Here is an 11,781-nt window from a genome sequence, read left to right as displayed (position 1 = left end):
GCGCGCTGAAGGGTTACACTTGGCTTATGGGGATTTCTTTATTCAATCAGGAGTCGATCATGCAAGATCATGAAATTTCAGCACTGTTGCAAGAAACCAACACCATTGCTCTGGTTGGCGCCAGCGATAACCCGGCGCGGCCAAGCTACGGGGTGATGGGCTATCTGTTGCAGCAAGGCTACCAGGTTATCCCTGTCAGCCCGAAGCTGGCGGGGCAAACGCTACTGGGGCAACCGGTTTATGCCACACTGGCGGCGATCCCTCAACCGGTGGATATGGTGGATGTGTTTCGCAATGCCGAGGCGGCCTATGGGGTGGCGCAGGAAGCTATCGCCATCGGTGCCAAAGCGCTGTGGTTACAAATTGGTGTTATCAATGAGGCGGCCGCGGTGCTGGCAAAAGAGGCCGGCCTTGCGGTAGTGATGGATCGCTGCCCGAAAATTGAAATTCCGCGCCTAGGGTTAGCGCGTGCGTAAAGGGCCGGCCCCCGTGACGGATAAATAATGAGGGCCCGGCGAGTGGCCGAGCCCTGGTGGTTTGTGTGCGATGAAGCGGTGCAACGCGCTCAGTTGCGCAGGCGCGGCGCTTGCAACTGGTGGCGGATCGACTCGGCCAGCTCATCCAATGAAGGTTGTTCCGGGTGGGCATCCGGGTATTCGCCCGAGAGCTGCGCCTCGGCCAGATAGGTGTGCACCGGCTGCCCCTCTTCATCCTCAATCACGACGTGGTACCAGGGGGCTAAACGCAATTGGTCGTTTACCGCGATCTCACCGGCTTTCGGCTGAGCCAGTGAGTATTCCGGGTCGACATCAATTATGACCCCTAGGCAGCCCAGCAGCTTGTGCCGAACCTGTTGCCCGATGCCAAATTTACTGGTAATCATGACGTCCTCCTGAAAAAGTGCTTTGCTCTATATATGTGGGCAAAAGCAGGCGATTTCAAGTTACATCACACGGCAGGCAAACCCTTTCAGATACAGGCCTTCCGGATAGGTGGCAATCACCGGGTGATCGGCCGCCTGGCGGAACTGTTCGATAAACTGCATATCACAACCGGCATCCAGCGCGGCGTCGGCCAGGATTTTCTGGAACAGCTCGGTCGGCATCAGGCCGGAACAAGAGAAGCTCAGCAAAATGCCCCCCGGGTTCAGCAATTGCATGGCCAGCATGTTGATGTCTTTGTAGCCGCGGCATGCGCTCGCCAACTGATTCTTGTTTTCGACAAATTTGGGGGGATCCATAATGATCAGATCGAATTTTTCCCCTTGGGCGCGGTAGTTGCGCAGCAGTTGGAACACATCGTCGCGCACAAACTGAGCACGCTGCAGATCCAGGCCGTTCAACTCGACGTTTTGTCTGGCGATATCCAGCGCTGCCTGTGAAGTGTCAACGCTGATCACCTGTTCGCAACCGCCCATCAGCGCAGAAACGGCGAAGGCGCCAGTATACGAGAAGCAGTTCAGCACGCGGCGCCCGGCGGAATAGTTACGCGCGGCCAGGCGGCTGTCCCGCTGATCGAGATAAAAGCCGGTTTTATGCCCTTGCTGAATATCCACCAGCAGTTTCATACCGTGTTCCGTAATCGGCAGCAGCGCTGGCGGCAGATCGCCCAGCACGGGGCCCTGTGCCAGCGGCAATCCCTCTTTTTTGCGCACGGCCACGTCGGAACGATCGTAAATAGCGCAATCGGGGTAGCAGTGCTGCAACGCGGCAACCAGCGCGCTGCGCTGATATTCGGCGCCGGCGGACAGCAGTTGCAGCACCAGGAAGTTCTGGAAACGATCGATGGTGATGCCCGGCATACCATCGGATTCGCCGGCGATCAGCCGGTAGCCGTCCAAGCCATCGCGTTTCGCCACCCAGTCACGCCAGCCTTGCGCTTGTTGCAGGCGGCGGATAAAAAAACCGGTGTCGATGGCTTCATCTTGCTTGAATGTCCAGACTCGGGCGCGGATTTGCGATTGCGGCGAATAGGCGCCACGCGCCAGCCATTTGCCCTGATGATCGCAAATATCAATGGTTTCGCCAGAAACGGCTTTTCCTTCAATACGTTGCACCGCACCTGAGAAGATCCACGGGTGACGGCGGAGTAGGGATTTTTCACGGCCTTTGGCGAGAAACAGACGTACGGTCATAATTAAGTATGCAGCCAACTAGGTAAAAAGAACGGCATACCTGTGGTAAAACATAGGCATGCCATAAAAAGTACGATTACAGCAAAGGAGCCAATTATGACACAAATTTGTATTGCCGCGTACGCCTATGGCGTTGTGCAAGGGGTGGGGTTCCGCTATAGCGTCCAGCAACAGGCTATGGAACTGGGGCTGACCGGCTATGCCCGTAATTTGGACGACGGTAGCGTAGAGATGGTGGTGTGTGGCGACGCGGAGCAGGTGGACCAACTGACGATCTGGTTGAAAAACGGTGGGCCGCGCAACGCCAAAATCGAACGTCTGTTAGTAGAGCCGCGCGGCATAACGGCGTATTCAGGGTTTAGCATTCGCTATTAGGCTAAATGCATTTGACCGGTTTGGGCAGGCCGGCGATTTTCGTCGCCTGTTTGGCCGGGCCTTTCGGGAACAGACGATAAAGGTAACGGCTATTGCCTTTTTCCTCACCGTATTTTTGCGCCATCGCCTTCACCAACATCCGGATCGCCGGCGAAGTGTTAAACTGCTGGTAGAAATCGCGCACGAATCTGACGACTTCCCAATGGGCTTCCGTCAGCACGATGTCTTCCTGGGCGGCCAATATCGGCGCCAGCTCCTCGTGCCAGTCGGCGCTGTTCTTCAGGTAGCCTTGCGCATCGGTAGCGATAATCCGGCCTTCAAACTCCAACATACTGCCTCGTTTACGGGTAATTCATCACGCCCGGCAGTCTAGCAAATTTTGCCGCCGCCAAAAACAAAGCCCCGCTCGGGTGAGCGGGGCTTTATGCCGTACAAGCCGGTTATCAGTTGCTGCGGGCAAAGCCCAAGATGCTCAACAGGCTGATAAACATGTTGTACAGCGAAACATACAGGCTAACGGTAGCGCGAATGTAATTGGTTTCGCCGCCGTGAATAATGTTGCTGGTTTCCCACAGGATGGCGCCGGCGGAGAACAGGATAAACAGCGCGCTGATCGCCAGGTGCAGCGCCGGGATTTGCAGGAACAGGTTGGCAATCACAGCAACCAACAGCACAACAAAGCCAGCCATCAGCATCCCAGACAGGAAAGACATATCTTTGCGCGTCGTCAGCACGTAGGCAGAGCAGCAGACGAACACCAGCGCGGTACCGCCCAGCGCCAGCATGATCAGATCGCCTGCGCCGCTGCCGATAAATGAACTGAGGATTGGCCCCAGCGTATAACCCATAAAGCCGGTCAGGGCGAAAGCCGCCAGAATGCCCGCTGGGCTGTTAGCCAGTTTGTGGGTCAGGAACATCAGGCCATAAAAGCCCACCAGCATCAGCAGCAACCCTGGCGCAGGCAGGCCAAGCACGGTGCTGGCGGTGGCGGTCAATGCGGAAAAGGCCAGCGTCAGCGAAAGCAGGAAATAGGTATTACGCAAGACTTTATGCGTACTAAGCAGCGAGCCACGCGAGGAGGATGAGACGATAGTACGGTCCATAATGATCTCTCTTATCAGGTCATCACAAAATTAATCACGATGATAGGCAGTGCAAGCATTTGATTAAAGTTTGTTTACCAATCTTTACCGTTAGTTATCATTGCGTCAACCCAACGGAAAAGTACCTTGATGTTCGTCTGTTCGGGGTTCCCGGCTGGTAGCCGCGATCATCATGGCAAAATGGCGTTATTGCGCCGGGTGTGCTGGTTTTTCGTGCGGTTGAACGAGGGCAGTCTTTACAAGTGGATCCGCTATGTTTATAGTGCGCTTCGTTACGGAGGGGTGGCCGAGTGGCTGAAGGCAACGGTCTTGAAAACCGTCGACGGGAAACCGTTCCAGAGTTCGAATCTCTGCTCCTCCGCCATATTTTAGCCCCAGGCTTATCGCAAGCCTGGGGCTTTTTGCATCTGCCGGTTAACGCCGGGGCGCTTGCGTCATAGCTGTTTGAGCTTTTGCGCCAGGCGCTGCGTTTGCCAGCGTTGCAACGTATCGCGCAGCACCAGCGTGCGGGCGGCGCGCATGACTAACCCCAGACCGATGGCGCCGATCGCCCACAGCGACCACCAGTATTGCGGCTGGGTAACGCCGTTAATGGCCAGCAGGATCAGGCTCAAGACCACAAAACGCACCAGCTTGCGCAATAGCAGGCCTTCGTCTTCTACCCGGCGCCGGGCTGCCAATTCCGCTGTGCTGCAGGCCGTTTGTTCTGGCGCCTGGCGGGTAAGATCGCACACCTGCATCCCGAGTGCTGCCGCAATGGCGCCGAGGGTTTCCAGGCTGGCCTGGTGGTCATTTTCAATGCGCTGGATAGTTCGGGTGCTGAGCCCTGCGATAGTGGCCAACTGTTCCTGCGACCACCCTTTGGCTAAGCGCAATTCCCTTATGTTGTAGTGTTGCATGGCATACTCCTGACTGAATAACGGCGGCGAACCGTTGCCGTATGTGCTGGTTGAAAATAACCATGAGTGTAACCACGGGTGATTAATCGGCCACGACAGCAAGGCGACACCCAGGCGACAGGCCGCTCAGAACGTGACGTTGCGGATAAACCGCAGCAATTGGCCGCTGTTGTTGCAGTAGGCATATTGCTGATTGCTGTTGAATACGTGGGTTTCGCCACTGCGTAGCGTCAGAGTGCGGTTTTCCAACTGCAGCGTCAATGTGCCTTCCAGGACGTAGAGGATTTCATGCCATCCTTCGGCATCGGGAACGGAATCATAGCGCTCGCCCGGCATCAAGGACCATTCCCACAACTCCACCCGGTGATGTGCCGGTACGCTGGCACTGAGCTGTGCCTGGCTTTGCGCCGCTTGACCTTGCCAAGCCAACTCACCGACCAAAAAATCGCCGCGTGCTTCCGGCGCCTGGATTAAGTGGCTGAAAGAAACGCCCAGCGCTTCCGCCAGTTTATCCAGCACCGCCAGGCTAACGTTGCGATCCCCGGCTTCGATACCGGCCAGCATGCGGCGGCTAACGCCGGAAAGCTCTGCCAACGCCACCTGGCTTAACCCCGCCTGGCGGCGATAGCTGCGCAAATTACTGCTTAGATATTGTAGAACCTTGGGCGGTTCGTGATTACCATTGTGCATTATATTGCTCATTTGCAGGCTATGCCCCATACTGGCAAGGTTTGTGCATTATATTGCACTCTGTATGAAGGGCAATACTGTGGCGGTGGTAAAAAAATCCTCTATTCCAAACCTGTTTCTGACTATCCGGCCTCAAGAAGCGATACTGATCTTCATTACGATGATCTGGGGCGGGACTTTTCTGGTGGTTCAGCATGCCATGCTGGTGAGCGGCCCCTTCTTTTTTGTCGGTTTGCGCTTTGGCGCCGCGGCGCTGGCGTTGCTTTTGTTCTCGTTAAAGGCGCTGCGTGGGCTGACGTGGTATGAACTTCGAGCCGGTGTGTTTATCGGCATTGCCATCATGTGCGGCTACGGCCTGCAAACCGTGGGTTTGCAAACCATAAGTAGCAGCCAGTCGGCCTTTATGACGGCGATGTACGTGCCTATTGTTCCGCTGTTGCAGTGGCTGGTGCTCGGCCGCTTCCCCGGCATTATGGCATGGCTGGGGATCTTGCTGGCGTTTACCGGGCTAATCTTGTTGGCCGGGCCGGATGGATCTTCCATTACCCTGAGCTTTGGCGAAATAGCCACTTTAGTCAGCGCGCTGGCCGTGGCGGCGGAAATTATTCTAATTGGCGCTTTTGCCGGCAAGGTTAACATCCGGCGGGTCACCATTGTGCAATTGGCCACCGCATCGTTGCTGTCATTTCTAATGATGGTCCCTACCGGCGAACGCCTGCCAGCGTATTCCAACTATCTGCTGTATAGCTCGGTGGGCCTGGGCATCGCCACTGCGCTTATTCAGTTGACCATGAACTGGGCGCAGCGCAGCGTTTCGCCAACCCGCGCCACGGTGATTTATGCCGGCGAACCGGTATGGGCGGGGATCGTTGGCCGCATTGCCGGTGAACGCCTGCCGGGCGTGGCGCTGCTGGGCGGCGCGCTGATTGTGCTGGGGGTGATCGTCAGCGAACTGCGCCTGCGCCGCAAGGCCAAAAAGGCGATTGCGGCAGAGTAGGGCGGCGGCAAGCGCACGCCCTGGCCCCTCTTTTAACGTGTTGAGCTATCGGCCAACGGCAATATTTTACGGTTGCGCAACAGCGCATTGAGCAGAATGGCGCCGAAGGTCGCGGTGCCGATCCCACCCATGGTGAACCCGCCGATGCTCAGCGCAAAGTCGCCAGCGCCCAGCACCAGCGTGACCGCCACCATAATCAGGTTGCCGTTATCGCTTAAATCCACCTTGTTTTGCACCCAGATGCGGGCGCCCGCAACGGCGATCAGCCCGAAGACCACCACGGAGGCACCGCCCAGCACTGGGCCGGGGATGGTGTGGATCAATGCGCCGAATTTGGGCGAGAAGCCGAGCACGATAGCCACCGCCGCGGCGGCGACGAAAACCAGCGTGGAATAGATTTTTGTGACCGCCATCACGCCGATATTTTCCGCATAGGTGGTGACGCCGGTGCCGCCGACCGAGCCCGACAGCATGGTCGCCAGCCCGTCGCCCACGAAGGCCCGGCCGATGTAGGGATCCAGGTTTTGCCCCGTCATACCGGCGACGGCTTTAACATGGCCAAGGTTCTCCGCCACTAAGATCACGGCGACGGGAGCCAGCAACAGCATGGCATGGGCGTCGAACGCCGGTGCGGTAAAGGTTGGCAGGCCAAACCAGGCCGCCTGGCTCAGCGCACTGTAATCAATGGGCTTGCCGAGCCCCAGGCCGTTAGTGACGACGACATACAGCAGGTAGGCGACGATCAGCCCAACCAGAATCAGCAGCCGCTGCATCAACCCGCGGGTAAACACCGCCACTGAACCAATGCACAAGATGGTGGCGACCGCCATCCAACTGTCAAAGCTCGACGCGGAGACGCTGCGCACGGCGATTGGCGCCAGGTTAAGGCCAATCGCCATCACCACGGCGCCAGTGACGACCGGTGGCATCAGGTGCTCAATCCAGCGTGTTCCAACGCTCAAGACGATAAAGCCAATCACGGTATAAAGCAGGCCGCAGGCGATAATACCCCCCAACGCCAGCGCGATATTGGGGTTGGCGCCCTGGCCACTGTAGCCGGTAAGGGCGATCACCAGCCCGACAAACGCCGCGCTGGAGCCCAAATAGCTGGGCACCCGGCCACCGACGATCAGGAAGAACAGCAGGGTGCCGATGCCCGACATCAGGATGGCCAAGTTGGCATCGAAGCCCATCAGCAATGGCATCAGTACCGTAGCGCCAAACATCGCGACGGCATGCTGCAGCCCCATCACCAGCGTGGGGCCGAGCGGCAGCCGTTCGTCAGGTGCGACCACCGTGCCATCGAGATTACCTTGCTTGATACGCCATGTGGGGAACCAGGTATTCGCCATTGTCATCTCCAGTGTGTGTGGTTTGCATGAAATGCGGTTTGACTGCCCCTCACCCCAACCCTCTCCCGCGGGGGAGAGGGGGAGTATCGTGCCAGCATGAAACTCCGCCTGTTACCCTTATCGCCGCACTGCTCCCTCTCCCGCGGGTAGATTGCTGGGGTTAGGGGCGGTATGAAACTCCGCCTGTTACCCTTATCACCGCACTACTCCCTCTCCCATGGGGAGAGGGTTGGGGTGAGGGACGGAATGATACTCCGCCTGTTACCCTTATCATCGCACTGCTCCCTCGCCCATAGGGAGAGGGCTGGGGTAAGGGGCGGCATGAAACTCCGCCTGTTACCCTTATCGCTACACTGCTCCCTCTCCCATTGGGAGAGGGTTGGGGTGAGGGCATTAAACGGGTGCTTTCAGCGCGTGATAACGGCGATCGAAATAGGCCAGCCCATGCCCTTCGTCATTGCGCACCACATCGACGACTTGGCAAAACAGCACGTCGTGGGTACCTACGCTAACCGTTTGGGTTATTTGGCAATCGAAGGAGACTAACGCGCCAAGCAGGATCGGCGAGCCGGTCGCCAGGGTTGCCCAACGCGCGGCTGAAAAACGCATCTCCATCGGCGTTTTGCCGCCAAACAGGTTGGACAGCGACTGATGCTCCGCCGCCAGCGTATTGACACACAGCCGTTGGTTTTGCTGGAACACGGAATATACCGAGGCCGAACGATTCAGGCACACCAGCAGCGTTGGCGGCGTATCCGTCACGCTACAAACGGCCGATGCGGTAAACCCGGCGCGTCCGGCCGGGCCGTCGGTGGTAATGATATTGACCGCTGAGCCAAGGCGCGCCATGGCATCGCGGAAATCCTGTTTTTCCACACAGGGCGGCAGCGCCGCCGTGGTGAAAAGGGCCGTTGACTGCATCGTGCTTCTCCTGTTGCTTACCGTACTTGTTCGGGCCGCTGCGCGGGTTGCTGTGGCAAGGGCTGCATGTGTGTCTTCAGCAGCCAGCCCAGCAGAATCTGGTTAAAGTTTTCGCTGTCGGTTATGCTCATGGCGTGGCCGCCATAGGGCATTTGCACCAACTCGCCCTGGGGCAACTCTTCCGCCAACTGGTGTGAGCAGTGGTAGGGCACCAGGAGATCGTCGCGGGAACACAGCGCCAGGGTTGGCGTGGTGATACTGGCCAGGTGCGGGCGGAAATCCACGGCCATCAGCGCGTGCAGGCGGCGCAGCAGGGTTTCCGTTCCCTGGAAATGCGCGGTCTGATGCGCTTGTTCTGCGGCTAACTGCTGCTCATGAGCGGAAAGCCAATCGGCCGGGAATAGGAAAAGCGGTTGGGCGCGCACGTAGGCGGCTACGCCGCTGTTAAGCAACAGATCCTGCCGGACGTTAAAGCAGCGCCGTGTTTGGCTGTCCAGCACCGGCCAGCCGTTTACCACCACCAGTTTTTCCACCCGCTGTGGGTAAGTGAGCGCCAGTTGCAGGCCAATCATGCCGCCTAACGCGTGGCCGACGAAAAAATAACTTTCGATGCCGATCGCATGCAGCAACTGCGCCACTTCCTCCGCCATGTCGGCGATGCTATAACCTTCCGTCACCGTGCCCTGGCTGCGCCCGGTGCCTTGATGATCGTAAATGATCACCCGGAAATGCTCGCCGAGCGCGGCGAGCTGCGGCTGCCAGAAGCTGCCACTGCCGCCCAGGCCGGCGGAAAGCACCACTGTTTGCGCCAGCGGGGTATCTTTCCCCAGGATCTCAAAATACATCGTCTCTCCTTTAACGGCCGATATGGGCGATGCTGGCGATTTCGATCAGCGCGTCCGGTTTTACCAGCCCGCACTGGATGCAGTAACGCGCCGGTTTGTCGCCGGGGAAGAATTCGGCGTAAACTTGGTTGATCGCCGCATAGTTTTGCCAGTCGGTAAGAAAGATCGAATTGAAGGTGACGTCGTCCATCGTGCCCCCGGCGGCTTCCACCACGCTTTTAATAGTTTCCAGCACGTGCCGGGTTTGTGCCGCGGCATCGCCCACATGCACCACGTTATTGTCTTTATCGAAAGCCAACGTGCCAGAGACATACAGCACGCCGTCGGCCAGGGTGCCGGGTACGAAAGGCGCCAGTGGTTTGCCGGTGCCTGCTGGGGTGATGATGGTTTTTGGCATAGTGATTTCCTTAATAAAAAGTTGATTAACGGGCAGCCGTCAGGCCGTACGGCTGAGCGGTGCTGCAACGGTCTGGCAAAAACTGTCTACGTCTGATACCCAACCAAAGAATGTCTCGATGTTGTAGAGCGCCGCCTGCTGGGCGAATGCCGGGCCGGCCTGGTGGGTAGCGTCTTCCAGTACCACACCGAAATACTCAAGGAAAAAGCCGTCTCGCAGCGTGGATTCCACGCAGACGTTGGTGGCGATGCCGGTGAACACCAGGTGGTGAATGCCGTAGGAGCGCAGCAGGCTGTCGAGCTGGGTATTGAAGAAGCCGCTGTAGCGCGGTTTAGGGATGACGATGTCGCCGGGCAGCGGCTGCAGTTCATCCACCAGATCGTAATCCCAGTCGCCCTTGGCCAGCAGCTTACCCATCAGTTCAGGGCGCTTGCGCATGGTTTTTAGGGCGTTGGATTTGTGCCAATTGGGCGATCCCTGGCCGCCGGCCTCCACATAATGTTTATCCCAGCCGTTTTGGAAAAAGATCACTTTGATGCCGGCGGCGCGGGCGGCGGCAATGGCACGTTTGATATTGGCGATCACCGGTGCGGTGGTCGAGACATCAAACCCGGCCAAATCGAGATAGCCGCCCTGCGAGGCGTAGGCATTTTGCATGTCAACGACGATCAGCGCGGTTTCCTGCGGCGCGAAGGCAATCGCCTCTGGGCGCGCTGGCAGGGTAACGGTTTTCCCGGTTTCCGGCGCCTGGCGGCGCACTACGGTATGATTTTCGACAACTTTCATCAGGCGACCTCACGGTTGGGGGAAACGACATCGGCACGGCTTTTCATTAGCGGTTGGATACGTTCGCCAAAGTCCTCGACCCCTTTGATAAAATCGTCGAAGGTCAACAGCACGCCTTCGGTACCGGGAACGGTGGCAATTTCATCCATCATGCGCGCAACGTTGGCGTAAGAGCCCACCAGCGTGCCCATATTGATATTCACGGCGGAGGTGGGATCGGCCATTTGGCGGACGTTGGTGTCGGCGCCGGAGGTGGTGTCTTTGCCGCTTTGCTCGGTCAGCCAGGCCAGCGCTTCGGTATCGGCGCCGGCCTTGTAGCTTTCCCATTTGGCGCGCGCCGCCTCGTCTGTTTCATCGGCGATAATCATAAACAGCACATAGCAGGCTACGTTGCGGCCTTCGGTATCCGCGGCCTTTTTCAGGCGTGCGGCGGTCGGCGCAAAGGCGGCTGGGGTGTTGATGCCTTTGCCAAAACAGAAGTTGTAGTCGGCGTATTTGGCCGAGAACGCCATGCCGGCATCGCTTTGCCCGGCGCAGATCACTTTGATGCCGGATTGAGGCTGCGGGCTGACGCGGCAATCGTTCATCTGAAAGAACTCGCCCTTGAAATCTGACTTGCCGGTGCCCCACAGATCGCGCAGCACGTGGACATATTCGGCCAGATAGTCGTAGCGGCGGCCGAAGTAGTCATCGCCGGGCCACATGCCCATTTGCTCGTATTCGGGCTTTTGCCAGCCGGTCACCACATTCAGGCCAAAGCGCCCGTTTGAAATGGAATCGATGGTGGATGCCATTCGTGCCACGATGGCCGGCGGCATGGTTAGCGTCGCCGCGGTGGCATAAATTTTAATGCGCGACGTTACGGCGGCCAGCCCGGCCATCAAGGTGAATGATTCCAGGTTATGGTCCCAGAATTCGGTTTTACCGCCGAAGCCGCGCAGTTTGATCATGGAGAGCGCGAAGTCGAAGTTGTAGTGCTCCGCCTTCTGAACAATGGTTTTATTCAGTTCAAACGTGGGTTTGTACTGTGGCGCGTTACTGGAAATCAGCCAGCCATTGTTGCCGATCGGGATGAATACACCAATTTTCATTTGAACACCTCGGGTCTGCAAATGGGACGATTCAGGCGCTGCTTGAGTGCTTCCTGCGGGTTCCGAATTGCGCGGCGCTGATTTCGCTGTTGCAAAGGCGATGCCAGTTTTAGAAAAGCGAGTGGAATCAAATGGCTGTTAATTTGATCTAAGTCAATAATTGAGTGAATGGTCTAAAACAGACCATTTGG

Annotated in this window: 15 protein-coding genes and 1 tRNA gene; 4 read left to right on the top strand and 12 right to left on the bottom strand. The window is 57.7% G+C overall.

Features of this window, described 5'->3' with window-relative positions:
* Positions 1-59: 59 nt before the first annotated feature.
* Positions 60-476: a CoA-binding protein gene (locus AC559G_RS09670; RefSeq protein ID WP_498912389.1), complete on the top strand. Its 417-nt coding sequence runs from the start codon at positions 60-62 to the stop codon at positions 474-476.
* Between the two features lie 89 nt (positions 477-565).
* Here the strand turns inward: AC559G_RS09670 and hspQ are convergent, their stop codons facing one another.
* Together hspQ and rlmI are read right to left on the bottom strand one after the other, a co-directional pair.
* A complete protein-coding gene (gene hspQ / locus AC559G_RS09665) occupies positions 566-883 on the bottom strand; it encodes a heat shock protein HspQ (protein ID WP_095848103.1) in 318 nt (105 codons plus the stop codon).
* A gap of 60 nt (positions 884-943) precedes the next feature.
* Positions 944-2,134, bottom strand: coding sequence for a 23S rRNA (cytosine(1962)-C(5))-methyltransferase RlmI (rlmI, locus tag AC559G_RS09660; protein WP_438599136.1), 1,191 nt, complete (start codon positions 2,132-2,134; stop codon positions 944-946).
* A 96-nt stretch (positions 2,135-2,230) separates the two neighbouring features.
* Here rlmI and yccX point away from each other — a divergent pair, with 96 nt between their 5' ends.
* Entirely contained in the window at positions 2,231-2,509 is a 279-nt protein-coding gene (gene yccX, locus AC559G_RS09655) for an acylphosphatase (RefSeq protein WP_498912388.1), read from the top strand.
* Position 2,510: 1 nt separating this feature from the next.
* Here yccX and tusE read toward each other — a convergent pair whose 3' ends face one another.
* A complete protein-coding gene (tusE, locus tag AC559G_RS09650; RefSeq protein WP_279026924.1) occupies positions 2,511-2,840 on the bottom strand; it encodes a sulfurtransferase TusE in 330 nt (109 codons plus the stop codon).
* A gap of 112 nt (positions 2,841-2,952) precedes the next feature.
* Positions 2,953-3,612: a Bax inhibitor 1 family protein gene (yccA, locus tag AC559G_RS09645; protein WP_498912387.1), complete on the bottom strand. Its 660-nt coding sequence runs from the start codon at positions 3,610-3,612 to the stop codon at positions 2,953-2,955.
* A 276-nt stretch (positions 3,613-3,888) separates the two neighbouring features.
* Here yccA and AC559G_RS09640 point away from each other — a divergent pair.
* A tRNA-Ser gene (locus AC559G_RS09640) sits at positions 3,889-3,976 on the top strand.
* 70 nt (positions 3,977-4,046) lie between these two features.
* Here AC559G_RS09640 and AC559G_RS09635 read toward each other — a convergent pair.
* Entirely contained in the window at positions 4,047-4,511 is a 465-nt protein-coding gene (locus AC559G_RS09635; protein WP_498912386.1) for a helix-turn-helix domain-containing protein, read from the bottom strand.
* A 126-nt stretch (positions 4,512-4,637) separates the two neighbouring features.
* The gene (locus AC559G_RS09630; RefSeq protein ID WP_498912385.1) at positions 4,638-5,213 is read right to left on the bottom strand and encodes a helix-turn-helix domain-containing protein; all 576 of its coding nucleotides are present in this window, start codon (positions 5,211-5,213) and stop codon (positions 4,638-4,640) included.
* 67 nt (positions 5,214-5,280) lie between these two features.
* Here AC559G_RS09630 and AC559G_RS09625 point away from each other — a divergent pair, with 67 nt between their 5' ends.
* Complete coding sequence (locus AC559G_RS09625; protein ID WP_498912429.1) at positions 5,281-6,198, top strand: DMT family transporter; 918 nt, start codon at positions 5,281-5,283, stop codon at positions 6,196-6,198.
* Between the two features lie 32 nt (positions 6,199-6,230).
* Here AC559G_RS09625 and rutG read toward each other — a convergent pair whose 3' ends face one another.
* The 6 genes from rutG to rutA all read right to left on the bottom strand — a co-directional run bounded on the left by rutG (position 6,231) and on the right by rutA (position 11,590).
* Entirely contained in the window at positions 6,231-7,550 is a 1,320-nt protein-coding gene (rutG, locus tag AC559G_RS09620) for a permease family protein (protein ID WP_498912384.1), read from the bottom strand.
* Between the two features lie 393 nt (positions 7,551-7,943).
* Positions 7,944-8,471 (bottom strand): NADH-dependent FMN reductase RutF, encoded by a 528-nt coding sequence (gene rutF, locus AC559G_RS09615; RefSeq protein ID WP_279029597.1) that lies wholly within the window; start codon positions 8,469-8,471, stop codon positions 7,944-7,946.
* A gap of 17 nt (positions 8,472-8,488) precedes the next feature.
* A complete protein-coding gene (gene rutD, locus AC559G_RS09610) occupies positions 8,489-9,316 on the bottom strand; it encodes a pyrimidine utilization protein D (RefSeq protein ID WP_498912383.1) in 828 nt (275 codons plus the stop codon).
* A gap of 10 nt (positions 9,317-9,326) precedes the next feature.
* Positions 9,327-9,713: a pyrimidine utilization protein C gene (gene rutC / locus AC559G_RS09605; protein WP_095848112.1), complete on the bottom strand. Its 387-nt coding sequence runs from the start codon at positions 9,711-9,713 to the stop codon at positions 9,327-9,329.
* 39 nt (positions 9,714-9,752) lie between these two features.
* Positions 9,753-10,499: a cysteine hydrolase family protein gene (gene rutB, locus AC559G_RS09600; RefSeq protein ID WP_498912382.1), complete on the bottom strand. Its 747-nt coding sequence runs from the start codon at positions 10,497-10,499 to the stop codon at positions 9,753-9,755.
* Complete coding sequence (gene rutA, locus AC559G_RS09595) at positions 10,499-11,590, bottom strand: pyrimidine utilization protein A (protein WP_498912381.1); 1,092 nt, start codon at positions 11,588-11,590, stop codon at positions 10,499-10,501. The genes rutB and rutA overlap by 1 nt, the downstream gene beginning before the upstream one ends.
* Positions 11,591-11,781 lie beyond the last annotated feature (191 nt).

The sequence above is a fragment of the Gibbsiella greigii genome (genome assembly GCF_039540155.1).
GTDB lineage: Bacteria > Pseudomonadota > Gammaproteobacteria > Enterobacterales > Enterobacteriaceae > Gibbsiella > Gibbsiella quercinecans.
The sequence above is the reverse complement of the archived record's forward strand: the minus strand, read 5'-3'. Positions and strand labels throughout refer to the sequence as shown.